Source organism: Nonomuraea terrae (assembly GCF_044465245.1).
GTDB lineage: Bacteria > Actinomycetota > Actinomycetes > Streptosporangiales > Streptosporangiaceae > Nonomuraea > Nonomuraea terrae.
In genome coordinates this window covers 757,353-780,870 of the sequence record NZ_JBITLL010000002.1, presented here as the reverse complement: position 1 = coordinate 780,870, position 23,518 = coordinate 757,353, and the positions used below count along the sequence as shown (strand labels likewise).

Here is a 23,518-nt window from a genome sequence, read left to right as displayed (position 1 = left end):
GTACTTTAAGCGACAAATGTCGATTAGTCAACAGGTGTCGTTTAAGCGATGGCTGTCGTATAGTGGCCGGTGTGAACCCGGATGATCCTCGCGCGCAGCGCACCCGTGCCCGGCTCAAGGCCGCCGTGCTCGACCTGGCGGCGCGGCAGGAGCTCGCGTCCATCACGGTGTCGGCGCTGGCCAAGCGCGCGGAGGTGAACCGTGCGACCGTCTACCTGCACTATCCCGACGTGGACGCCCTGGTGACCGACGCCATGGAGGACGCCGTCGCCGCGGTCGCGCGGGCCGCCGCCCTGTGCCCGCTCGACGCGCCCCGCGACCGCGTCCCGGGCCCGCTGCGGGAGCTGTTCGAGCACGTGGCGGGAGCCGCGACCCTGTACACGCGCATGCTCGGCCCCCACGGCAGCGCCCGCTTCGCCGCCCGCCTGCGCGAACGCCTCACCGCCGAGCTCGCCGGGCGCTTCTCCGGCGGCCGGCGGCCCGCGGGGTGGGACGACGTGCCGGCGGACGTGCACGCCGCCTACCTGGCCGGCGCCCTCGTCGGCGTGATCGCCCACTGGGTGTCGGCCGGGCAGCCCGGCGGGCCCGGGGACGCCGCGCTGGCCTGCTGGCGCCTCTTCCGCACCGCCTCCGCACCCGCCCCGCATGGTTGACGCGCTCCCGGCCGCCGCCGTGAAGGGGCCGGCGTGAGCCGGGCTGTGCGGTGGCGTGCGTGGGGGAGGGGCTGTGCCGCCTTTCCGGCAGGTGTGGGGACGGCGCTAACCTCCCGGTCATGAACGCCAGCCAGGGACGCTCCCGCGATCTCATCCTCGGCATCGACGTCGGCACCACCGCGGTCAAGACCGCCCTGTTCACCGCAGGTGGCGCGCTGCTGCGCGCACACACCGTCGGCCATGCCACCGCGCGCCCCCGCCCCGGGTACGCCGAGCAGGACCCCGGCGACTGGTGGGACGGCTGCCTGCGTGGCATCGCCGCGGTCCTCGACGGGGTGCCGGGCGGAGACGTCCGCTCGGTGGGCTTGGTCAGCCAGGTCAACACCCATGTGTTCGCCGACGATCAGCTGCGCCCGCTGGCCCCCGCCATCACCTGGCAGGACCAGCGCTGCGCCGCCGTCGCACGGGAGCTCGACGGACGGTTCACCGCCGAGGACAAGACCCGCATCTGGGGCGGCCCGATCACGCTGGACGCCTCCCGGCTGGTCTGCCGCGCCGCGTGGTTCGCCCGCCGCCATCCGGAGCTGTGGGCCCGTACCCGCTGGGTGCTCAGCCCGAAGGACTGGGTGAACGCCCGGCTCACCGGCACGGTCAGCAGCGACGGCCTGTCCTCCGTCGGCCTGGTCGACGGCTCCGGCGACCGGTACGCGCCAGAAGCCATCGCCCTGGTCGACGGGCTCGCCGAGCGGCTGCCGCCGTTGGCCGCCCCCGCCTCGCCCCTGGGGCCCGTGACCGCGCAGGGCCTCGGGCGGGTCCCCGCGGTGACCGGCACCATGGACGCGTTCGGCACCGTCTTCGGCTCGGGAACCACCGAGCCCGGCCGCGCCCTCCTGTCGTGCGGCACCTCCCTCATCGTCGCGGGCGCCTCCCGGCATAGCCTGCCGAACCGTGGCGTGGTCACCTTCCCGCGCACCGACGGCCTGTACGTGCACGCCGCCCCGACCCAGGCCGGAGGCGACGCGCTCTCCTGGTGGAGCCGGGCTCGATCCCTGAGCGTGCCGGAGGTCCTGGACGCCGCCGCGAGCGCGCCGCCCGGCGCCTCCGGCGTGGTCTTCACCCCTCACCTGCTCGGCGAACGCGCCCCGCTGTGGGACTCCGCCGTACGCGGCGCGTTCCTCGGGCTCGGCGCGGAGACCACGGACGCCCATCTGTCCCGGGCGGTCCTGGAAGGGGTCGCCATGTCCGGCCGCCAGGCGCTGGCCGCGGTCGAGGCCGCCTGCGGCGCCCCGCTGGACACCGTCACCCTGTCCGGCGGCGGCTCCCGCAGCGACCTTTGGGCGCAGATCTTCGCCGACGTGCTGCGCCGCCCCGTCGCCCGGCTGACGGCCCGCGACAACGGCGCCGTTCTCGGCGCGGCCCTGCTCGGCGCCGTCGGCGCGGGGCTCCACCCGGACATCACCACCGCCACCCGCGCAGCGGTCCTCGTCGACCGCGTGTTCGACCCCGATCCGGCCCGCGCCGACCTGCTCGACCCGCTCTACGACGTCTACACCAGCTCGTACGAGGCGCTGCGGGACGTCCACGCCCGTCTGGACGCCTGGCGCGGCGCACAGGACTGACTCCCGGCACGAAGGCGGTGGTGGGGGCGTGCATGGTGGCGCATGATTGGTACGGTCGTCTCCGCCCGGTGACCAGGGCACGATCGAGGGGGTTCGCATGCGTCTCGGCAAGGTCTTCGCCGCTTCCTGGCGAGGGCACCGCACGCGCTAGCCGATCGCCGGCGCGCGCCCGGCGTCACGGACGCCCGTCGTGGTCGCCCGTCGTGGTCGCCCGTCGCGGCCGCCCGGTGCCGTCCCGTCCCGTCCCGTCCTCAACACGTCGTCCTGGGTGGATCCAGCCATGCTTCCCGAAGATCTCAGAACCGCGCTCGACCGCGCCCTGACCCGCTTCACGCCGCAGGAGCTGGCCGAGGCGACGGCCCGGCTCACCGAGCGCTACCGCACCGGCATCTCGACCGGTGGCAACCATCTGCGCTCGCGCGCCGACGTCGCCGCCTACGCCGCGTACCGCATGCCCGCCACCTACGCCGCCGCCGCCACGGCCCTGCGGCGGGCGGCGGCGCTGAGCCCGGGGTTCGCGCCGCGCAGCCAGTTCGACGCCGGCGGCGGCACCGGCGCCGCGATCTGGGCGGCGGCCGAGGTGTGGCCGTCGGTCGAGAAGATCACCGTCATCGAGCACGACCCGCACGTCATCGACCTCGGCAGGCGCCTGGCCCGCGCGTCCCGCACGCTGGACGGCACCACGTGGCGGCAGGCGGCCATCCGCCCCGGCCTCGACCGGCCCGCCGCCGACCTGGTCACCATGTCGTACGCGCTGGGGGAGCTCCCGGAGGCGGAGCAGGCGCAGGTCGTGCGGTGGCTGGCCGCGGACGCCGCCATGGTCGTGATCGTCGAGCCCGGCACTCCCGTGGGCTACGCCACGGTCGCCGCGGCGCGCGAGGTCCTGACCGCCTCGGGGCTGACCGTGCTCGCCCCCTGCCCGCACGACGGCCGCTGCCCGATCGAGCCGGGCCGCGACTGGTGCCACTTCTCCGTACGCCTCCCCAGGAGCCCCCTGCACCGCCGCGTCAAGGCAGGAACGCTGAGCTTCGAGGACGAGAAGTTCTCGTACGTGGCCGCCGCGGCCGTCCCGGGGCCGCGTCCCGAAGGGCGCGTCCTGCGCCATCCGCAGAAGCGCAAGGGCGTGGTCTCCCTGCGCCTGTGCAGCGACGACGGCCTCAGCGACGTGATCGTCTCCAAACGGCAGGGAGACCTCTACCGGGCCGCCCGCGACGTGGAATGGGGCGACGCCTGGCCGCCGCGGTGACGCCCCGCGCACCGCCCGTCACACGATCACATGTCTCGGCATCGGAAATCAGGAAAGATCAGATTCCAGTGCCGCACCGGGTCCATTCTGGAAGTGTGCACACTGACCTCCTTCACTCCCTGTACGCCCGGCGCCTGCGCCGCCAGGTGATGGCCGGCCCGCTGCCCCGCCACGTCGGCCTGATCGCCGACGGGAACCGGCGCTGGGCCAGGCAGATGGGCCTGGCCCACCCGAGCATGGGCCACAAGTACGGCGCCGAGCACATCAGGCACGTGCTGTCGTGGTGTGAGGGCCTGGGCATCAGCCACGTGACCGTGTTCCTGTGCTCGACGGAGAACCTGCAGCACCGCGACGACGAGGAGGTGGCCCTCCTGCTGCAGGTGCTCGAGGAGATGGTCAGCGAGCAGTTCGACCGTCCGGACTCCCACTGGCAGGTCCACGTCGCCGGCATGCTCGACCTCCTGCCCGACACCACGGCGCGGGCGCTCAAGAGCGCCGTCGAGGCCACCCGCACCTGCACCACCGGATTCCACCTCACGCTCGCCATCGGCTACGGCGGCCGCCAGGAGGTCGTGGAGGCCATGCGCGAGCTGCTGTACGAGCGGGCGGAGGCGGGCCAGTCGATGCACGAGCTGGCCGCGACGCTGACCGCCGACGACATCACCCGCCACCTGTACACGGCCGGGCAGCCCAACCCCGACCTGGTGATCCGCACCAGCGGCGAGCACCGCATGTCCAACTTCCTGCTGTGGCAGTCGGCCTACTCCGAGCTGTACTTCTGCGAGGCGTACTGGCCGGCGTTCCGCGAGATCGACTTCCTGCGGGCGCTGCGCAGCTTCGCCGCCCGCCAGCGGCGCTACGGCGGATAACCGTTTGCCACGAGGACACACCTGCTGGTGAGGTGTCCGGATGAATCACGATGAGGTGCTGGCCCTGTTCGACCGTGAGCTGCGCCGGGAGTCCGCCCCCGACGGCCCCGGCGCCCGCGCCGAACGCGCCGGTGACGTGGTGCGCCACGTCGGCCCCGAGCACGGCTGGAACGGCGTCATCTGGTCCGACCTCGACGACGACCGCGCGGAGGCGGCGATCGCCGAGCAGGTGCGCTACTTCGGCGCGCTCGGGCGTCCGTTCGAGTGGAAGCTGTACGGCCACGACCGGCCGGCCGACCTCGACAGGCGCCTGCTGGCCGCCGGTTTCGTCCCCGAGCCGGCCGAAACGCTCATGGTGGCCGAGGCCGCGACGGTCGCGGGGGAGGTCGTGCTCCCCGACGGCGTCCGGCTCGTCCCGGTGACGGGGCCCGAGGACGTGGAGCTGGTGGCCCGCGTGCACGAGCTCGCCTTCGGCCCGGGCGACCACATCAGGGCGCGCCTGCCCGAGCAGCTCGCCGCCGGCTCCGTCGTCGCCGTCCTCGCCATGGCGGGCGACGTCCCCGTCAGCGCCGCCCGCATGGACCTGCACCCCGGCACCCGGTTCGCCGGCCTGTGGGGCGGCGGCACCGCGCCGGAGTGGCGGGGCAAGGGTGTCTACCGGGCGCTGGTGGCCCACCGGGCCCGCGAGGCGGTCGCCCGCGGCCACCGATACCTGCAGGTGGACGCCTCCGGCCAGAGCCGCCCCATCCTCGAGCGGCTGGGCTTCGCGCCGCTCACCACGACGACGCCGTACGTCCACGCGTGAGTACCCTTGACCTGCCGCACCCACCACTCCTGAGGAGATCGACACGTTGCCGGGGACGAACCCACGCGAGCTCGGCCTGCTGGCCGACTGCGAGAGTTGCTTCGGGCTGTGCTGCGTCGCGCTGCCGTTCTCGGCCTCGGCCGACTTCGCCGCCGACAAGGACGCCGGGCAGCCGTGCCGCAACCTGCGCGACGACTTCCGCTGCGCCATCCACGCCGAGCTGCGGCCGCGCGGCTTCCCGGGGTGCACGGTGTTCGACTGTTTCGGCGCCGGTCAGAAGGTCTCGCAGGTCACGTTCGAGGGGCGCAGCTGGCGCGAGGCCCCCGGGTCGGCGCGGCAGATGTACGCCGTCTTCCCCGTCATGCGGCAGCTGCACGAGCTGTTGTGGTATCTGGCGGAGGCCCTGGAGATCGAGGCCGCCCGGCCGATCCGCCCGGCGCTGGCCGACGCGCTCGACCGGACCGAGCGGCTGACCCGGGAGAGCGCGGCCGTGCTGGAGAAGCTCGACGTGGCGGCGCACCGGGCCGAGGTCAACGAGCTGCTGCTGCGGACGAGCGAGCTGGCGCGGGCCGGGCTCGGCGGCGGTGAACGCCGCGGCGCCGACCTGATCGGGGCCCGCTTGCGCGGGGCGGACCTGCGCGGGGCCAACCTGCGCGGCGCGTACCTGATCGGGGCCGATCTGCGCGGCGCCGACCTGCGGCAGGCCGATCTCATCGGAGCCGACCTGCGGGGTGCCGACCTGTCCGGCGCCGACCTGACCGGCGGCATCTTCCTCACCCAGCCCCAGGTGAACGCCGCCCGGGGCGACAATGCCACGCGCCTGCCCGCCGCCCTCACCCGTCCCGCCCACTGGCCGGACACCGCCTCGCGCCCCGCCGGCCCCCGCCGCCGTCCCTCAGGGCGCCGCAACCGCCGCTGACCCGGCCGCGCGCGCTCAGGCGCCGGGCAGGCGTACGGCGATCATGGCGATGTCGTCGGTACGCGCCATGGACAGGCGGGTGAGCACCTTGTCGCAGAACTCGTCGAGAGGCGCGTCGGCCAGGCACGCGCCGCAGCGGCGCAGCCGTTCGAGGCCTTCGTCGAGGTGCTCGCCCGGCACCTCCACCAGCCCGTCGGTGTAGAGCAGCAGCGTGCTGTGCGGCGGCAGCGTCGCGGTGGCGCTGTCGCGCGGCCTGTCGGAGGTGATGCCGAGCAGGGGGCTGAGGCCGTCCTCGAGGTAGCGCGCCTCGCCGCCGGGGGTGACGAGCAGGGGTGGCGGGTGGCCCGCCACGGCGTACTCCAGACGCCATCCGCCGCCGAGCGGGCCGTTCAGGCGGGCGAGGACACAGGTCGCCGTGCCGTCGGGGTAGAGGGACTCGGTGGCGATGTTCAGGCGGCGCAGGATGTCGCCGGGCGGTTCGCGGCGGTCCATCGCGAGCCCTCTGAGCATGTTGCGCAGCTGGCTCATGGTGACGGCCGCGGCGAGGTCGTGCCCGGCCACGTCGCCGACGGTGAGGACGGCCGAGCCGTCCGGCAGCCGGAACGAGTCGTACCAGTCGCCGCCGATCTCCGCCGCGGTGGCGCTCGGCCGGTAGCGGGCGGTGATCTCCAGGCCCGGCACCCGCGGCGGATCGGGCAGCAGGTAGTTCTGCAGGGCCAGGGCGATGCGCTGGGTGCGCTGGAAGCGCATCGCGTTGCTGAGGTGGGTGTGCGCGTGATCGAGCATCCGGCCGAGCAGGTCGACGTCCGCTTCGCTGAGCGGTTCGCGGTCCCCGCAGACCGCCGCGTGCACCACCGCCGCCACCACGCCGTCCACGACCACCGGCACCAGGGCCAGGCTGTTGCCCCGGGCGGTGCCGAACCACGCCTCGGCGCCGGGCGGTACGGCGCCGGGCGGCGGTTCACCCGGGGAGAAGACCCGGTGAACCGGCCGGCGGGTCCTGATCGCCGTGACGAAGTCGCAGTCCTGGTCGAACGGCTGCGGGCCGGGCGTCGGCGGATCGTCGTTCTCCCGGACGATGCTGACCAGGCGCTGGGCGACGAACGGCGTCGGGATCGACTCGTCCTCGAACTCCGGCAGCACGTAGATGCCGCACCCGTCGGACACGGTGGGCACGATCACGTCGACCAGCGCGGCCAGCACCTCGTCCAGGCTCGCGAGATCCGCGGTCACCGCGGCGGCCCGGTCGAGCAGCTCGCGGTGGCGTTCCTCCCGCCATTCCTGCTCGACGTCGGTGATGGTGCCGACCCACTCGATCACCTCACGGCCCTCGACCACCGGGACGGCGCGCACGCGGATGTGCCGGTACGGGCCCTCGGACGTCTTCACGCGGAACACCTCGTCCAGGCGGTCCAGCTGCTCGACCACCCGGGCCCACCGCTCTCCGGCGCGCTCGCGGTCGTCGGGGTGCACGGCGTCCAGCCAGCCGTTGCCCCGGTGCTCCTCCCATGACTGCCCGGTCAGCCGCTGCCACCCCAGGCTCGGCTCGATCACCTCGCCCGCCTGCCCGGTCACCCACACTCCCTGGGATTCGAGCTGGAGCAGGCTCTGATAGCGCTGCAGGAACCTGCGCCGTCCCTCGGCGACGGAGTCCGCGGCCGACTCGACCTGGGCGGTGACGTCCATGGTGACGAGAATCAGGCCTTCCTCGTCCCCTATCGAGATCTTGGACATGCTGACCGTGGAGTAGCGCTCGCGCCCGAGCGGGTCGTAGTCGCCGAGTTCGAACGGTATCTCCCTCATGATCAATGACTCGCCGGTCGCCAGGACCTGGTCGAGCAGCACGAAGTAGCCCTCTTGGCGAAGGTCGGAGAACGCCTCCCGGACGGGCGCCCCGATCCTGCGCTCACCGACGATTTTCTGGTAGGCGTCGTTCGTATAGACCAGCCGATGGTCCGGGCCGGCGGTCACCATCACGCCCACGGGCGCGGAATCGAAGACTCCGAGCGACAGCGCCGCGAACTTTCGTACCTTCCCACTGCCCATATGTACCAATGTGTCCTTTTCGGAGGGTTTCGAGGGCGTGATGAAGGTAGATCCTTGGGGAAGTTCGGCGTCGCCGGGGCGCCGGTCACGGCGGGTCGATGGTGTCGTGCGGACGTGTCGCGATGCTGGAGGAGGCCGAGTGGCATCGCCGGTGCTGGTTGCCTGTGGGCTCTTGATCGGCGCGTTTCCGGCGTTAAGGTCGTGGTGATCAACCCCCAGGAGGCCGGCATGACCATCACCGCGTACACCGTGACCGACCCCGTCACCGAGCACGGCGAGGGGCCCGTGTGGTGCGCGCGCTGGGGCGGGCTGCGGTTCGTGGACATGCTGGCGGGCGAGGTGCTCGCGCTCGGTCCCGGCGGCCACGTGCGCCGCCGCCGGGTCGGCCCGCTGGCCGCCGTCGTCCGGCCCCGCGTCTCGGGCGGGTACGTCGTCGCGGCCGAACGCGAGCTGCTGCTGGCCGATTCCGACGACCTCGACGCCCCGCTGCGCTCGCTCGGCGAGGCGTGGACCGACCCCGCGATCCGGATGAACGAGGGCGGTTGCGACCCCGGCGGCCGCTTCTACATCGGCAGCATGGCTTATGACGCGCGCCCCGGACGCGGCTCCTTCTCGGTGGCCGGGCCTGACGGTGCTCTGCGCGTGGTGCTGCCGGAGGTGACGATCTCCAACGGGTTCGACTTCAGCCCGGACGGGCGGCTGGCGTACTACGCCGACACCGCGACCGGGCGGGTGGACGTGCTCGACTACGACCCGGACGGCGGGCTGAGCGGGCGGCGGCCTTTCGTCGCCGTCGACGCCGCGCGGGGCGCCCCCGACGGCCTCACGGTGGACGCCGAGGGCGGCGTCTGGGTGGCGCTGTGGGAGGGCGGCGCCGTCCACCGGTACGCGCCCGACGGGCGGCTCGACGCGGTCGTCACGCTGCCGGTGCGCAAGGTCACGGCGGTCGCGTTCGGCGGCGAGAGCCTCGACCGCCTGTTCGTCACCACCTCGGCCCTCGACGTGGACCGCGCCGAACAACCTCTCGCCGGCGCCCTCTTCGCCGCCGACCCCGGCATCCCCGGCCGCGAGGTCCTTCCCACCACCCTCTGACCCCACGACGCCCCTTGGGGAGGAACAACGAGGTCCCCGAGGACGGTCATGGGGACGGGTGGGCGGCGGCGTGGCAGGCGCCGAATCCTTGGGTGCGCAGGGTGATCCGGCCGGACGTCACGCGGATCGCCACCTCGGTCATGTCGGCGGGATCCGGTACGCCGGCGGCGGCGGCCATGGCACCGGTCTCGTCGTGGACCACGCGCAGGCGGGGCCAGGCCGGGCGGGGGAAGGCCTGGCGGAGGCAGGTGGCCAGGTCGGCGACGACCAGCCGGGCCAGCGGGAACAGCTCCTGTGGCGTGCTCGTCACCACGACGGCGGTGACCTCGGCTCCGGGGGGCGCGGCGCGTACGGCGTCCTCGGCGGCCGACAGGCGGTGCAGGCCGAGCACCGCCACCACCCCGTCGCGGGCCGGGTGCGCGGGCTCGCCGGTGACCGCGTCGACCGCCTCGGGCGGCGACCACGGCTCGTCGCTCTCGCGTACCTCGGGAAACATCGGCGGGACCGACCACCGGTCGTGCAGGTCGAGGTCGGCGAGCTGCTCGCACACCCGGATCACGCCGAACGGGTCGCCGAACCCCGGCGCCGCCGCCGCGAGCTGCCCCGCCCCCTGCAGCACGGTCAGCACCGACTCGGCGAGCCGCACCAGCCGCCCATCGGGCTCCTTCGGCGGGCGCAGCTTCTCCAGGGCGAGCCCGAGCAGCACCGCGTTGAGCCTCATGAGCTGCGCGTACGGCTTCTGCGTCAGCTCGTCGGCGAGGATCTCGGGGATGACGTCCACGCCCAGCCGGCTCGGCGCGCGCTCGTCCTCGGTGGCCAGCGGCAGCCGGGTCACCCACGCGCGCGCCACCTGGCCGAGCGCCTCCCGCACGGTCAGCGCCGGCTCGGCGGGCGGGTTGACCGGGGTGCGCTCGGCCAGGTCGGCCAGCACGGCGAAATAGAGCGCCCGCTTGCCGGGGAAGTTGGAGTAGACCGCCCCGCGCGTGAGCTCGGCGCGGTCGGCGATGGCGTCGATCTTCGCTTCGCGGAATCCGCGCAGCGCGAACTCCTCCCTGGCCGCCGCCAGCACCTTCGCGCGGTTGCGCTCCTGTGCCTCGGCCCTGCTGAGCCGGACCATCGCCCTCCTCGTTGCCGTGTGCCCCGAACCAGGATACCGTCAACATTCAGATGATGGGATCATTCGAAATGGAGTGGTGATGGGCGACGTCCCCGAGATCGACCTGACCGACCCGGCGGTGCTGAGCGACCTGGTGGCCGCGTACGCGCACGCCCGGGAGGAGTCGCCCGTGGCGCGGCTGGTGGCACCCGGGTTCGGCCCGTTCTGGGCGGTGACGCGGCACGAGCAGGCGCGGGCGATGCTGGGCGATCCCCGCCTGGAGATCAACGAGAGCAGCTTCATGCGCCCCGACGTGCCGGAGCACTGCCTGCGCTACATGCGCACGATGTCCGAGATGAACGGCGCCGAGCACGCCCGCCTGCGCAGGCTGGTCGCACCGGCGTTCACCCCGCGCCGGGCCGCCGCGTTCGCGCCGCGGATCGAGGCGATCGTCGAACGCCTCCTCGACGAGCTGCCCGCCGGCGAGCCCGTCGACCTGCTGGCGCACTTCGCGCGCCCGCTGCCGATGGAGGTGATCTGCGAGCTCGTCGGCATCCCCGACGCCGACCGTCCCCAGTGGCGCGAGTACGGCGCCGCGGTCGCCTCCGGCCACGGCGAGAAGTTCAGCGAGGCCATCCCGGCGATCATGGAGGGAGCCCGGGCGGCGGTCGCCGAGTGCCGGGCCGAACCCGGCGACGACCTGGTCTCCGACCTGGTCCGTCTCATGGAGGAGGACGGCGACCGGCTCTCCGACGACGAGCTGGTCACCCTGGTCTGGCACCTCGTGCTGGCCGGGCAGACCCCGACGAACCTCATCGCCAACGCCGTCGTCACCCTGCTCGCCCACCCCGGCCAGCTCGCCGCCCTGCGCGCCGACCCCGAGCTCATGCCGCGCGCCGTCGAGGAGCTGCTGCGCTGGTGCGCCCCGGCGCTGCTCACCGTCCCGCGCTTCCCCCGGGAGGACGTCGAGATCGACGGCGTCTCCATCCCCAAGGGAGAGCCGGTGACCGCCTCGATCACCGCCGCCAACCGGGATCCGAGGGTGTTCGCCGACGCCGGCACGTTCGACATCACGCGGGAGCCGGCGCCGCACCTCGGGTTCGGGCACGGGCCGCACTTCTGCGTGGGCGCCTCGCTGGCCCGCGTCCAGACCGGCGTCGCGCTGGGGGCCCTGCTGCGCCGCTTCCCCGATCTCGCGCTCGCCGGCGAGGCGCCGTACGCGCCGGACCCGGGGACGCTGCGGCTGACGTCCCTGCCCGTGACCCTGCGGCCGGCCGGTTGAGCATGGCGCGCACCGGAAAGGACGGCGACCCGCGCTGCTCGTTCTGCGACAAGGCCCAGGACGAGGTGCGCCGGCTCATCGCGGGGCCGCCGTCCGTCTACATCTGCGACGAATGCGTGGGACTGTGCGGCGAGCTCATCGCCGAGGAGGGCGCGGCGCAGGCAGGCGAGCCCGCCGGCCTGCCCCGGCCGCGTGAGATCCACGCCTTCCTCGACGAGTACGTCATCGGCCAGGACGACGCCAAGCGCGCCCTGTCGGTGGCCGTCCACAACCACTACAAGCGCGTCCGCGCGACCGCAGGCGACCCGGTCGAGCTCGGCAAGTCCAACATCCTGCTCGTCGGGCCGACCGGCAGCGGCAAGACCTACCTCGTGCGGACGCTCGCCCGGCTGCTCGACGTGCCGTTCGCCGTCGCCGACGCCACCGCGCTCACCGAGGCCGGGTACGTCGGCGAGGACGTCGAGACCATGCTGCTGTCGCTCGTCCGGGCCGCCGGGAACGACCTCGCCAAGGCCGGGACCGGCATCGTCTACATCGACGAGATCGACAAGATCGCCCGCAAGGGCGGCGGCAACCCGTCCATCACCCGCGACGTCTCCGGCGAGGGCGTCCAGCAGGGCCTGCTGAAGATCCTGGAGGGCACGGTCGCGAACGTGGCGCCCCAGGGCGGCAGGAAGCACCCGCAGCAGGAGTTCCTCCAGCTCGACACGACGAACGTGCTGTTCATCGCGGGCGGCGCGTTCGCCGGGCTGGAGGAGATCATCGAACGGCGGGTCGCCCGCCGGGGCGCCGGCTTCGGCGCCGTGCCGCCCGCGCGGGACGACGACCTGCTGTCCCAGGTGATGCCGCAGGACCTGCTGGCGTACGGGCTGATCCCCGAGTTCGTCGGCCGCCTGCCGGTCGTCGCGGCGTTGCGGCCGCTGGACGTCACGGCGCTGACCCGCATCCTCACCGAGCCCCGCAACGCGCTGACCAGGCAGTACCGCAGGCTGCTGGAGCTCGACGGGGTGGAGCTGGTCTTCGACGAGGACGCCGTGGCCGCCGTCGCCGAGCAGGCGCTGCTGCGCCGCACCGGGGCCAGGGCCGCCCGCGCGATCCTGGAGGAGGTGCTGCTCAACGTCATGTACGAGGTCCCGAGCCGCGACGACGTGGCCCGCGTCGTGATCACCCGCGACACGGTGCTGCGCAACGTCAACCCCACCCTCGTCCCGCGCGATCAGCGCGGCCCCACCCGCCACGAGAGGTCGGCCTAGCGAACGGGGGAGGGAAGGGTGGTGAGCAAGAACGTTCACGCGAGGTGTGAAACCTGGTAATGGCTGATGAGCCAGTCGTCGCCGACCTGCCGCGCCATCACGCAGAGGTGGACGGGCAAGGCCGGCCGGTCGGTGAAGGCGAAGTCGACGCTCAGATAGCCGAGGACGAGGTCGTCGGCCGGCCGCCGGATTTCCAGGATGGTGTAGACGGCGGTCAGGCCGACCGGCTGCGTGGCGTAGTACCGGGCGACGCCGCCGGGTCCGACGCTGTACGGGCTCAGCCCTTGGAAGATCGCGTCATCGGTGAAGTACGACGCGACGCGCTCCGGGTCGTGTGCGTCGACCGCGGTCTGCCAGCCGTCCAGGACGGTGCGCAGGACGGTCTCGGTGTCAGCCATGGTGTTCTCTCCTGCCGAACGATCGGTTCCCGACGCGACGCGCTCAGGAAGGGGCCGGCGGGAGGCGGTGGCGCAGCGCGCCGGCGGGGCCACGACCAGGGCGGCGCCGGCGAGCGCCACCCGTGACGTGCGCCGCTGCGGACGTCGCCATGCCGCCTTCGCCCGAGGGGGTTCAGTGGCCGGCGCTCTGGCCACCATCGACGTGCAGAATCGCGCCGGTGACGAAATCGGCCGTCTCGAGGTAGACGATCGCGTCGACGATGTCGCCGATCTCACCCATCCGGCCGACCGGGTGCAGGCCGGCGAGGAACTCGTGGGCCGCCGCGGGGTGCATCGGGGTGCGGATGACCCCAGGTGCGACCGCGTTGACCCGGATGCCGCGGGAGGCGTACTCGATGGCCAGCGATTTGGTGACCGCGTCGAGGCCGCCCTTGGTGAGCGACGCCAGTGCGGACGGCACGTTGCTGTTGGCATGGTCGACGAAGCTGGTCGTGATGTTGACCAGGTGTCCGCCGCCCTCGGTGAGCATCACGTCGATGGCCCGCTGGGAGATCTCGAAGAACCCGCGCAGGTTGATCCCCGTCACCCGGGCGTAGTCCTCGTCGGTGTACTCGGTGAACGGCTTGGCCACGAAGACGCCGGCATTGTTGATCAGCGTGTCGACGCGGCCGAACGCGCTGAGCGCCTCTCCGATGGCGCTCGCTCCCACGGTCGGGGAGGCGATGTCGCCCGCCACGGTCCGTACCATGGGGTCCCCGGAGGGCTTGATCGATCGTGAGTTCGCGACGACCGCGTAGCCGAGCTTGCGGTACGCGGTCACCAGCGCCGCGCCGATGCCCTGGGACGCGCCGGTGATCACGGCTACCTTGGGTGCGTTCATGGTTCCCCTTCCGGCTGTTCAGACCTGTCCGGCCTCGGGCTGCGGGCGGGACGGCTCCCCGGTTCTTCCTGTGCCGAAATGGTGCGTCCACCAGCCGCGGTCGCGCCACGACCGGCTTGCTCCCTGCTGGTAGGCGCAGCCTCCTACCGCACTACGATGGCTGGATGGAGCTACGCCAACTGCGATATTTCGTCGCAGTGGCCGAGGAGCTGAACTTCGGCCGCGCCGCGGCCAGGCTGCACATCGCGGGCCCGTCGCTCTCCCAGCAGATCAAGGCCTTGGAGCGGGACCTGGGCGTACGCCTGTTCGACCGGAACCGTCGCTCGGTCACGCTGACCCCCTCGGGCCAGGCGCTGCTGCCCCAGACCCGGGCACTGCTCGGCCAGGCCGACGAGCTGGTTCGCGCCGCGGGCGGCATGGCCGCCAGCCGGCCGGTCCGGCTGGGCTACGTCACCTGGTGCCCGCCCGACCTGGCCGCCCGCCTGTCCGGGGTCGCACAGCTGCACGTCGACACGTGGGTCATGCCTTCGCACGCCCAGGCCGCCCGGGTCGCCGACGGCAGCATCGACCTGGCCATCTGCTGGGTCCGGGCCGACGACCTGGCCCGTCACGACCTCCAGGCCCGGCTGATCGGCGCGGACCGGCTTTTCGCGGTCTCCACCGGCACGGAGGAGTCCGCCGTTCAGGCCAGGGACACGCTGGTGCTGGTGGACGCCGACAGCACGAGCTGGGGCTCCTGGAACCGCTATGCCGAGGAGTTCGCCCGCGACACAGGAGCCCGCATCGTGCGCATCACCGACGGAGGCGTCACCGGCCCGGCCTTCTTCGACCACGTGCGCAGGCTTCGCCGGCCCGTCGTCAACTCACCGAAAGGCCTCACCACGCCGGTGCCGCCCGACCTCGTCGCGCGGCCGGTGGCCGACCCGGCGCCGTACTGGACGTGGGCCCTTGTCTCCCGACGCACCGAGACCCGCAAAGCCGTACATGCCGCGATCGAGGCTTTGACCCGTGGCGTCGGCACACTCGGCCTGGACGCCGGCACGGCCTGGCTGCCCGCCGCCGACCCGTTCCGCCCGGCCGCCCCTCGCCGCGCACCCTGAAGCACTCAGGCGTGGGATCTACGGCTCGATGGGGACTTTTGTCGTGCAGGGGAGCTATGTCCCGTGCCCTGTGGGCACGAGCCGGGGGCATCGACGGTGCACACGGTCACACGGGGGGCGACGATGTCCTATGCCAGCCGATCCACCAGGGCCGGTCGCGGTTTCACCGAGCAGGACGACGGAAGTTACGTCACGTCCGCGCGAGGGCTGGCCGTCCTCCAGGAGCCGCTGCTGAACAAGGGCACCGCCTTCACCCGCCGGGAACGCGCCGACCTCGACCTCGACGGCCTCATCCCGCCCGTGGTGGAGACGCTGGACGAGCAGGCCCGCCGGGTGTACGCGCAGTACCGTGCCCAGCCCACCGACCTGCTCAAGAACGTCTTCCTGGAGGGGCTGCGCGACCGCAACGAGGTCCTCTACTACCGGCTCCTCACCGACCACCTGCGCGAGATGCTCCCCATCGTGTACGACCCCACGGTCGCCGAGGCGATCAAGGGCTACAGCCACGAGTACCGCCGACCCCGCGGCCTCTACCTGTCCGTGGACGACCCCGACGGGATCGCGAAGGCGTTCGACGACCTCGACATGGGGCCCGGCGACGTCGACCTCGTCGTGGCCTCCGATGCCGAGGAGATCCTCGGCATCGGCGACTGGGGCGTCGGCGGCGGGGCCGGCATCGCGGCCGGCAAGCTGGCCGTCTACACCGCGGCCGCCGGGATCGACCCGGCCCGTGTCGTCCCGGTCGCCCTTGACGTCGGCACCGACAACGAGGCCCTGCTCAACGATCCTGCCTACGTCGGCAACCGGCACGCCCGCGTGCGCGGCGAACGTTACGACGCCTTCATCGACGCCTACGTCACCACCGCCACCCGCATGTTCCCGGAAGCCATGCTGCACTGGGAGGACTTCGGCCCGTCCAACGCCCGCCGGATCCTGCAGCGTTACAACAGCGAGATCCCGACCTTCAACGACGACATGCAGGGCACCGGCGCCATCGTGCTGGCCGCCGTGCTCAGCGCGCTGCGAGTGTCCGCAACGGCCATGCGCGACCAGCGGATCGTCGTCTTCGGCGCGGGCACCGCCGGCTGCGGCGTCGCCGACCAGCTGCGCGACGCCATGGTCCGCGACGGCCTCGACCGTGACACCGCCACCCGCCGTATCTGGACCATCGACAAACAGGGCCTGCTCACCGGCGACATGAGGGACCTGCGCGAGTTCCAGCGGCCCTACGCCCGCCCGGCCGCCGACGTGGACGGCTGGAGCGGGGACGGGCACGGCATCGGGCTCAGGGAGGTCGTCGAGCGGATCAGACCCACCATGCTGCTGGGCACGTCCACCGTGCACGGCGCCTTCACCGAGGAGGTCGTCCGCGCGATGGCCGCAGGCGTGGACCGGCCGATCATCTTCCCGATCTCCAACCCGACCGAGCGGATCGAGGCGCGGCCGTCCGACCTGCTCCGCTGGACGGACGGCCGAGCCCTGATCGCCACAGGCGTCCCGATCGAGCCGATCACGTACAACGGGGTCACATACGCCATCGGGCAGGCCAACAACGCGATGCTCTATCCGGGCCTCGGGCTCGGCGTGGTGGTGGCGAAAGCGCGCCGGGTCAGCGACGGCATGCTCCAGGCCGCCGCCGAGGCCGTCGCCGGGCTCGTGGACCCGTCACCGCCGGGCGCCTCCCTGCTGCCTCAGGTCGACAACCTCAGGGAGGTGTCGGCCACCGTCGCCGTGGCCGTCGCGGGACGGGCCGCCGCTGAGGGCCTCGCCCGCACCGAGATCCACGACGTCGTGGAGCAGGTCCGCCTGGCCATGTGGCAACCCGCTTACCGCCCCGTCAACGCCATCGAGGGGATGACCGAGACCGGACGCCCACCCGCCGACCAGGGCGGTCCACCTTCATGACCGGGACGGGCTCCGCCCAGAACCGGACTCATGGGTCTGGTACGCTCCCCAGAAACCGGACACGGTAGTCCGTTTGCTGGATCGAGAGAATGTGATGAAGACCTTCGCGCGCATCAGCGACGCCCTCCGGGAGCTCGCCTTCGAGCCCGTACTTGAGCTGGGCGAGGCCCTGGACAAGTACTACGCTCCCGGCTACATCCACCGCAGCGACGGCAAGTCGCTCAGTCGCGCACAGTTCGCCGAGATGGTGGCCGGCATCCGGAGCCGGACAGCCGGCGGCACGGTGACCGTGCTCGACGAGCTTCGGGACGGCTCCACCTATGCCGAGCGGCACGTCTTCGAGATCACCATGCTGGACGGTTCCACGCTGAAGCGGGAGATCTCCATCTTCGGGTCCTTCGCCGACGACGGCCGCTTCCAGGAACTCAGTGAGACGGGGTTCACCGTCAGCCCGGACGAGACCCGCTGACCGGCCCACAGGAAGGTGGACGAGAACATGCCCCGTCTCGCGGATCCCAATCCGAAGACCGTCCCGGACGACGTGCGCGAATTCCTCGCACAGCTGCCGCCGGACCCGTTGGTGCGGATGCTGACCCACTCGGTCGGCACCGTGAAGCCGTTCATCCAGCTCGCGAGGGCCCAGTTCAGCTCGCTGGAGCTGGCGGCCCGCTCACGGGAGCTGGTGATCTTGACCGTGGCCGAGTACGCCGAATGCGCGTTCGTCGCAGCCCAGCACGGTCCGATGTCGGACTCGGCCGGCGTCGATGAGCGCACCCGGCAGCTGATTCGCGACAGGGACCTCGGCAACCCCGACCTGTCGGCCTTCGACCGGGCCCTCGTCCGGTTCACCGCCGAGGTGGTGCGACGGCCAACGGTGTCCGACGAACTGTTCGACCAGGCGCGGCGGTTCCTCAGTGAGCGTGAGATCGTCGAGGTGCTTCAGGTCGCCGGCTACTACTGGGCGTTCAGCCGGATCTGCACCGTGCTCGACGTCGAGATCACCGAGGTGTACGGCGCCGGCGAAGCACTGCCGGCCGACACCGCACGTCGGCACGGCGGAGATGCTGCGGCACACTGAGCTCATGGCTTCCTCCGACCTCATCCAGGCGCCGATCGGATCGGAGCGGTCCCATCGGCGTCAGGACGCGCGCCGCAACCACGAGAAAGTGATCGCGGCTGCCAGGGAACTCTTCGCCCAGTACGGCCTTCAGGTGACGGTGCCCCAGGTGGCGGAACGGGCGGGGGTCGGGCGGGCGACCGTGTATCGGAGCTATCCCACCAAGGACGACCTGATCGTCGCCGTCACACAAGAGCAGTTCCAGCGGCTGGAGGAGCGCACACTCGTCGCGCTGCGCGGCGATGACGCCTACCAGGCGCTGCGCGAATACATCCCGGACATGCTCGAACACCTCATCCAGAACCGAGGGCTGGCTGCCGTGTTCTTCGAGGGCAAACTCGTCCCCGCCGGCCGCCTGCTGAGTCTGATCGGTCAGCTCGTCGAAGCCGCCAAACCGTCCGGCCAGGTGCGCCAGGACGCCGATGAGCTCGATCTCCGCGTCGTCCTCTGCGGGGTGATCAGGCAGCTGATCGTGCTGGACGAGTGGGACCCCGCTCTGTGGCGCCGCTATGGGGATATGGTTCTGGGCGCGTTCCGGCCCTGAACAGACGAAAGGCCCCCATGTCGGTTTTTTCAGCATCTAGCGCCACAATCGTCGCCCGGCTGCGCGCCGCCGGGTGTGTCTTCGCCGAGGACGAGGCCGCCCTGCTCATCGGCGCCGCCGCCACGCCCGGCGGGCTGGACGCCATGGTCGAGCGGCGCGTCGCCGGAGAACCTCTGGAGCACGTGCTGGGCTGGGCGGAGTTCTGCGGGCTGCGGGTGGTCGTCGAGCCCGGGGTGTTCGTGCCCCGGCCGCGTACCGCGTTCCTCATCGAGCAGGCCGTCATGCTGGCGCGGGACGTCGCGGGGACGCCCGTCGTGCTCGACCTGTGCTGCGGCACGGGCGCGATGGCGACGGCGGTCGCGGCGGGGCTGGAGCGGGTCGAGGTCCACGCCGCCGACCTCGACCCCGCCGCCGTGCGCTGCGCCCGCCGCAACCTGCCCGCCGCCCGCGTCTACCAGGGCGACCTGTACGAGCCGCTGCCCGCCGCGCTGCGGGGCCGGGTGGACGTCCTGATCGCCAGCCCGCCGTACGTGCCGTCGGAGTCGGTCGGGTTGCTGCCCCCTGAGGCCCGGCTGCACGAGCCGCTGACGGCGCTCGACGGCGGCGGCGACGGCCTCGACGTCGTGCGAGGGGTGATCGCCGGCGCGCCCGCCTGGCTCGCCCCCGGCGGCCACCTGCTGGTGGAGACCGGCGAACGCCAGGCGGAGGCCACCGCCGAGGCCATGACGAGCGCCGGGCTGTCCGCACGGACCGCCTACTCCGACGAACTGGACGCCACGGCCGTCATGGGAACCCGCGTTCCTTAGCGCTGTCCAGGCGCCGGCGATGACGCCGAAGGGGCGGCCCGCGACACGGTCGTGCGCGCGGCGCTGGACCTGCTCGACGATGTCGTCCCCGACGCGGTGCTCATCGCCGGGGTGAGCGAGCCCGGCGGCGGCGGGTCCGTGATCATGCGCGTGTCGACGACGGGGTCACGCAGTGGGCGCTCATCGCGCTCGCCGACTTACCTGTGACGCACAGCGTCGTGGGACCAGGAGAAGGAACTACGGCCGCCGACTTCAGCCCGGGGAGGCGTTCCATGCGCCACGAAGCGCGCCGCGCCTCCGTCACGGCAGGCCGGCGGCCTGGCGGGGTCACGACCCCGCCAGGCCGCCGGCAGCGCTCAGGGGTGTCTTACCAGCCCCGGTGGTGGCCCCAATTGTGCCGGGAGCCGTAGTGGTCGTGGCGGGAGCCGTGGTGGCGCCAGGAGGGATGGACGTGGTGGTGCCTGGAGTGACCCCAGTGGGGATGGACGTGGTGGTGCCCGAAGTGGCCCCAATGGCGACCGTCGCGGGGGTCGTGGTTCGCCGTCGCCGACGCGGCGGGCGCGAGAGCGAAGAGCAGCGCCGTGGTGGCGAGCAGGCCGCCGGCGAGACTCGCAGGGTTGATGCGCACAGTATCTCCTGTCAGACAGTTGATGGCTACTCCATGTATCCATCTGACTACATGCCGTGTTCTCGTGTCGCGGAAACCTGTCCTGCGTGTGCGCTTCGGATGGATGGACCAGAGCTGCCTCCGGGCATCGACATGCTGGAAGGCGATGAACGACGCCGGGGCCTACGTCCCGCCGCTGCTTGTTCGGCACCGACGCGCCACGCGCTGAAGCTCCGCCTGGCCGAAGCGATCAGATAGGCGCGGCGCTCGACATCACGCCGCGTGGCCTGCCAGGGGTGACCCCCGCCCCGGTTCGCCTCAGGCGAGCTGCAGCAGCTCGGCCAGGTCGGCAGGCATGGGCATGGGCTGGGTCAGACCGACGCGGGCGCGGCCTGTGTTGCCTTTCGGGTATCGGCCCAAGGCGCTGCCCGGCGCGGCCACAATGATCCGGATGACCTGACCGAATGCTTCGCGCCGGTCGCGCTGGGCGACGGCCAGGGTGAACATGGCCAGGTGGTTGCGGGTGTGTGGCCAGGGCCATGGCTGGGAGAGGATGTGGGCGCGCTCCAGGTGCTGCCAGCGGATGCCGGGGTCGGCGCCGGTGCGGGCGGCGCGCATCTCGGCCTGGTAGGCGGCCCGCACGGCGGGCGGCATGCGGCGACGGCTCATCGGCAGGACAGGCGTCTTTCATGGTGGGGCCGGCGGACCGACTCGGGGCCTTGACGTGGGGCTGTCATCGCTTGGGGGTGGAAGGCTGCCAGGGGCGTAGCCGGGGCAGCCAGCGGGGCACGGCGGCGCGGTAGCGGGCGTAGTCGGCGCCGAAACGGTGCTCCAGCCGGGGTTCCTCCACGCGGGGGATGGCGATCGCCAGAGCCGCCCAGAACACGGCGAACCAGGCCAGCAGGGCCGGCGAGCGCAGCACGGCGGCCTCGCCGAGCAGGATGGCCAGCACGCCGCTGAACATCGGATTGCGCACGTACCGGTAGGGGCCGTGCACCACCAGGTGCCGGGTCGGATCCGTCGGCGAGAGGGTGCCCTGGCCGGTTCGGTCGAACAGCGCGATGGTCCAGGCCAGCAGGGCCACGCCCGTGAGGATCAGGACCGCTCCCGCGGCCATCGCCAGTACGTGCCAGAGGTCGGCCGGGGCGAGCGGTCCCGTCCCGGTCCAGGCCAGCAGGATGGCCGGGACGGCGATCGCCACGATTCCCGGCCCGAGCAGGACCGACCGTAGGTGCCGCAGGAGGCCCGGTGTCGATGTGGTCATGATGGCCGGCTCATCCTCTCCCGCATGCCGTTGAGGCGCGGAGCTCACGATCCGCGATCGTCGTCCTCGACAGGTTCGCCGCCGGGAGGCCATGGCCTGTTCGCTGGTCACCGGTCGGCTCGCCGAGGTGGGCCAGGTCGTGGTCGAGTCCGGCCGCCGGATCGGTGTGGCCGGCGGTCGCGCCGGCCGGCTGGGGGCCGTGTGGTGGGCACGGCGGGACGGCGTGGCCGGTGGCTGCCGGCAGGTGCTCGGCGGAGGCGAGCAGGTCCATCAGCTCAGGCCGAGTCAGGGAGCGGAAGGACTGACGTCCTTCGGCGCGGTGGTCGCGCAGGCAGGCCAGACGCTTGGACGCGGTGGACCGGGCCTGGCCGAACTGGGTGGTCAGGTCCAGGACGCGGGCCTCACCGCGCGCGAGTCGCCGCACGACGCGCAGCGGGGTTTCGTCGGCCAGGGAGTGGTGCGGCGCCGCAGCCGAGGAGATGCCGGCGCCGACACATCGGCCACAGTCAGAATCAATCGCCATTTGGCGATTATAGCCCGAATCGGTCATCGATCGGCAAGGGGGTGGACCGCTGGGCCTGGACGCGGACACGCGCCCGGCAGCGGGGTGTGGCACCGCCACCGTGAGCCGCCGGGCACGTGGGAGGAGCACGCCGTCAAGGCCGTGTCGGCTGCCGCCCCTCGACGGCGCCCCGCACGTGCAGACCGTGGCGGCCGGGTGCGGGCCTCGGGGGACGGGTCCCTGCACGTGTTCACCCTGACGGAAATTGAGTTTCGCCCTTTTTGCTGTACGGCATGCCGTTGTTCGTTCGTGGACTTCACCGGTGATCCGCGCTTTCATGTGCTCCGTCAATTTCCCCAGACGGAGGCACGAATGGCTCGTAAGCGCAGAATCATGGAAATCGCCGTAGCGTGCGCGGTGGTGGTCTCCCTGGCCCCGCCCGCGGTCGCGGAGCCGCGGCCCGAGCCGCTGCGGATCACCCGGTTCCTCGGCGAGCAGCGCATCCCCCACATGACGCGCTTCGCGGGCACCGTCGTCGGCGGGCTGTCCGGGATCGACCGCAACCCCGCCACCGGCGCCTGGTACTTCGTCTCCGACGACCGCTGGCGCTACAACCCCGCCCGCTTCTACACCGGCCGCCTCGACTTCGACCCCGCCACCGGCGACTTCACCGGCGTGCGCATCACCGGCGTGACCACGCTGACCCGCGAGGACGGCACGCCGTACCCCGCCTACGGGCAGCCCGACTCGGCCGATCCCGAGTCGATCAGGTTCGACTCGTGGAGCGGGCGGCTGCTCTGGGGCGACGAGGGCGACCGGCCGAACACCTCGAATCCGAACATTCCCATTTCCCAGGCGGCCGTTCGTGGAACGGACCTCCAAGGACGCTATATCCGCGAATTCCCGACGCCGACGAATTTGCGGCTGACGAATACGGAAAACGGCCCGCGGCGTAATTTCGGATTCGAGGGTCTCGCCGTCACGGCGCGGTCCGTCACCGCCGTGACCGAGGGCCCGCGTTACGAGGACGGCCCGGTGCCGACCGCCGAGCGCGGCGCGGTCGCGCGGCTGACCGTCTGGAAGCGCGAGGGCCAGGTACGCGCCCAGTACGCCTACCCGCTCGACCCGCTGCCCGCCGCGCCCAACCCGCCCACGGGGCAGAGCGACAGCGGGGTGTCGGAGATCCTGGCCATCGACGAGCGCCGCTACCTGGCGCTGGAACGTTCCTGGATCGAGGGCGTGGGCTACCGCGTCAAGCTGTACGAGATCGACCTGAGCGGCGCGACCGACGTCCTCGGCCGCCGGTACCTCGGCGGGGAGCCGTACCGTCCGGTGGCCAAGCGCCTGGTGCGCGACCTCGGCGACTTCCGGCCGCCGGTGCAGAACCTGGAGAGCATGGCGTGGGGGCCGCGCCTGGCCACGGGGGAGTGCACGCTGGTGATCGGGTCCGACGACAACTTCGACGCCCGGGAGGCGACCCAGTTCATGGCCTTCGGCGTACGCGGCTGCCCCTGA

General features: G+C 72.4%; 25 protein-coding genes. 17 read left to right on the top strand and 8 right to left on the bottom strand.

All coding sequences use genetic code 11. The features are described from left to right. The first annotated feature begins 71 nt into the window (after nucleotides 1-71). From ACIBP6_RS09990 to ACIBP6_RS09965, 6 genes are all read left to right on the top strand, one after another. Entirely contained in the window at nucleotides 72-653 is a 582-nt protein-coding gene (locus ACIBP6_RS09990) for a TetR/AcrR family transcriptional regulator (RefSeq protein WP_397050641.1), read from the top strand. Between the two features lie 119 nt (nucleotides 654-772). Next, nucleotides 773-2,272 (top strand): FGGY-family carbohydrate kinase, encoded by a 1,500-nt coding sequence (locus tag ACIBP6_RS09985; protein ID WP_397050639.1) that lies wholly within the window; start codon nucleotides 773-775, stop codon nucleotides 2,270-2,272. Between the two features lie 280 nt (nucleotides 2,273-2,552). Beyond that, a complete protein-coding gene (locus ACIBP6_RS09980; RefSeq protein WP_397050637.1) occupies nucleotides 2,553-3,518 on the top strand; it encodes a small ribosomal subunit Rsm22 family protein in 966 nt (321 codons plus the stop codon). A 149-nt stretch (nucleotides 3,519-3,667) separates the two neighbouring features. Then, the gene (gene uppS, locus ACIBP6_RS09975; protein ID WP_397051497.1) at nucleotides 3,668-4,387 is read left to right on the top strand and encodes a polyprenyl diphosphate synthase; all 720 of its coding nucleotides are present in this window, start codon (nucleotides 3,668-3,670) and stop codon (nucleotides 4,385-4,387) included. A gap of 40 nt (nucleotides 4,388-4,427) precedes the next feature. Next, complete coding sequence (locus ACIBP6_RS09970; protein ID WP_397050635.1) at nucleotides 4,428-5,192, top strand: GNAT family N-acetyltransferase; 765 nt, start codon at nucleotides 4,428-4,430, stop codon at nucleotides 5,190-5,192. Nucleotides 5,193-5,238: 46 nt separating this feature from the next. Further along, complete coding sequence (locus tag ACIBP6_RS09965) at nucleotides 5,239-6,111, top strand: pentapeptide repeat-containing protein (RefSeq protein ID WP_397050633.1); 873 nt, start codon at nucleotides 5,239-5,241, stop codon at nucleotides 6,109-6,111. Nucleotides 6,112-6,126: 15 nt separating this feature from the next. Here ACIBP6_RS09965 and ACIBP6_RS09960 read toward each other — a convergent pair whose 3' ends face one another. Continuing rightward, entirely contained in the window at nucleotides 6,127-8,157 is a 2,031-nt protein-coding gene (locus ACIBP6_RS09960; RefSeq protein WP_397050631.1) for a SpoIIE family protein phosphatase, read from the bottom strand. Between the two features lie 228 nt (nucleotides 8,158-8,385). Between ACIBP6_RS09960 and ACIBP6_RS09955 the strand changes: the two genes are divergently transcribed. Further along, a complete protein-coding gene (locus tag ACIBP6_RS09955; RefSeq protein ID WP_397050629.1) occupies nucleotides 8,386-9,249 on the top strand; it encodes an SMP-30/gluconolactonase/LRE family protein in 864 nt (287 codons plus the stop codon). A gap of 46 nt (nucleotides 9,250-9,295) precedes the next feature. Here the strand turns inward: ACIBP6_RS09955 and ACIBP6_RS09950 are convergent, their stop codons facing one another. Then, on the bottom strand, nucleotides 9,296-10,366 hold the full coding sequence (locus ACIBP6_RS09950) for a TetR/AcrR family transcriptional regulator (protein WP_397050627.1): 1,071 nt from the start codon (nucleotides 10,364-10,366) through the stop codon (nucleotides 9,296-9,298). Between the two features lie 79 nt (nucleotides 10,367-10,445). On the opposite strand from ACIBP6_RS09950, the gene ACIBP6_RS09945 reads away from it, so the two are divergent. Together ACIBP6_RS09945 and clpX are read left to right on the top strand one after the other, a co-directional pair. Beyond that, the gene (locus tag ACIBP6_RS09945) at nucleotides 10,446-11,627 is read left to right on the top strand and encodes a cytochrome P450 (protein WP_397050625.1); all 1,182 of its coding nucleotides are present in this window, start codon (nucleotides 10,446-10,448) and stop codon (nucleotides 11,625-11,627) included. A 2-nt stretch (nucleotides 11,628-11,629) separates the two neighbouring features. After that, entirely contained in the window at nucleotides 11,630-12,880 is a 1,251-nt protein-coding gene (gene clpX / locus ACIBP6_RS09940; protein ID WP_397050623.1) for an ATP-dependent Clp protease ATP-binding subunit ClpX, read from the top strand. Between the two features lie 35 nt (nucleotides 12,881-12,915). Here clpX and ACIBP6_RS09935 read toward each other — a convergent pair whose 3' ends face one another. After that, nucleotides 12,916-13,278, bottom strand: a complete 363-nt coding sequence (locus ACIBP6_RS09935; RefSeq protein WP_397050621.1) for a YybH family protein — start codon at nucleotides 13,276-13,278, stop codon at nucleotides 12,916-12,918. A gap of 172 nt (nucleotides 13,279-13,450) precedes the next feature. Beyond that, nucleotides 13,451-14,158, bottom strand: coding sequence for an SDR family NAD(P)-dependent oxidoreductase (locus ACIBP6_RS09930; RefSeq protein ID WP_397050619.1), 708 nt, complete (start codon nucleotides 14,156-14,158; stop codon nucleotides 13,451-13,453). 164 nt (nucleotides 14,159-14,322) lie between these two features. Between ACIBP6_RS09930 and ACIBP6_RS09925 the strand changes: the two genes are divergently transcribed. From ACIBP6_RS09925 to ACIBP6_RS09895, 7 genes are all read left to right on the top strand, one after another. Next, nucleotides 14,323-15,258: a LysR family transcriptional regulator gene (locus ACIBP6_RS09925; protein ID WP_397050617.1), complete on the top strand. Its 936-nt coding sequence runs from the start codon at nucleotides 14,323-14,325 to the stop codon at nucleotides 15,256-15,258. Nucleotides 15,259-15,381: 123 nt separating this feature from the next. After that, on the top strand, nucleotides 15,382-17,163 hold the full coding sequence (locus ACIBP6_RS09920) for an NAD-dependent malic enzyme (protein ID WP_397050615.1): 1,782 nt from the start codon (nucleotides 15,382-15,384) through the stop codon (nucleotides 17,161-17,163). A gap of 94 nt (nucleotides 17,164-17,257) precedes the next feature. After that, a complete protein-coding gene (locus ACIBP6_RS09915; protein WP_397050613.1) occupies nucleotides 17,258-17,632 on the top strand; it encodes a hypothetical protein in 375 nt (124 codons plus the stop codon). 27 nt (nucleotides 17,633-17,659) lie between these two features. Further along, a complete protein-coding gene (locus ACIBP6_RS09910; RefSeq protein ID WP_397050611.1) occupies nucleotides 17,660-18,241 on the top strand; it encodes a carboxymuconolactone decarboxylase family protein in 582 nt (193 codons plus the stop codon). A 4-nt stretch (nucleotides 18,242-18,245) separates the two neighbouring features. Further along, nucleotides 18,246-18,824 (top strand): TetR/AcrR family transcriptional regulator, encoded by a 579-nt coding sequence (locus tag ACIBP6_RS09905; RefSeq protein ID WP_397050609.1) that lies wholly within the window; start codon nucleotides 18,246-18,248, stop codon nucleotides 18,822-18,824. Nucleotides 18,825-18,841: 17 nt separating this feature from the next. Then, entirely contained in the window at nucleotides 18,842-19,630 is a 789-nt protein-coding gene (locus ACIBP6_RS09900) for a putative protein N(5)-glutamine methyltransferase (RefSeq protein ID WP_397050607.1), read from the top strand. A gap of 51 nt (nucleotides 19,631-19,681) precedes the next feature. Continuing rightward, complete coding sequence (locus tag ACIBP6_RS09895; protein ID WP_397050605.1) at nucleotides 19,682-19,837, top strand: hypothetical protein; 156 nt, start codon at nucleotides 19,682-19,684, stop codon at nucleotides 19,835-19,837. Between the two features lie 160 nt (nucleotides 19,838-19,997). On the opposite strand, the gene ACIBP6_RS09890 is transcribed toward ACIBP6_RS09895, so the two are convergent. From ACIBP6_RS09890 to ACIBP6_RS09875, 4 genes are all read right to left on the bottom strand, one after another. Continuing rightward, complete coding sequence (locus ACIBP6_RS09890) at nucleotides 19,998-20,258, bottom strand: hypothetical protein (protein ID WP_397050603.1); 261 nt, start codon at nucleotides 20,256-20,258, stop codon at nucleotides 19,998-20,000. A 297-nt stretch (nucleotides 20,259-20,555) separates the two neighbouring features. After that, complete coding sequence (locus ACIBP6_RS09885; protein ID WP_397050601.1) at nucleotides 20,556-20,906, bottom strand: DUF3703 domain-containing protein; 351 nt, start codon at nucleotides 20,904-20,906, stop codon at nucleotides 20,556-20,558. Nucleotides 20,907-20,970: 64 nt separating this feature from the next. Next, the gene (locus ACIBP6_RS09880; protein WP_397050599.1) at nucleotides 20,971-21,501 is read right to left on the bottom strand and encodes a methyltransferase family protein; all 531 of its coding nucleotides are present in this window, start codon (nucleotides 21,499-21,501) and stop codon (nucleotides 20,971-20,973) included. A 10-nt stretch (nucleotides 21,502-21,511) separates the two neighbouring features. Then, nucleotides 21,512-22,024, bottom strand: coding sequence for a hypothetical protein (locus ACIBP6_RS09875; RefSeq protein WP_397050597.1), 513 nt, complete (start codon nucleotides 22,022-22,024; stop codon nucleotides 21,512-21,514). A gap of 372 nt (nucleotides 22,025-22,396) precedes the next feature. On the opposite strand from ACIBP6_RS09875, the gene ACIBP6_RS09870 reads away from it, so the two are divergent. Continuing rightward, entirely contained in the window at nucleotides 22,397-23,518 is a 1,122-nt protein-coding gene (locus ACIBP6_RS09870) for an esterase-like activity of phytase family protein (protein WP_397050595.1), read from the top strand.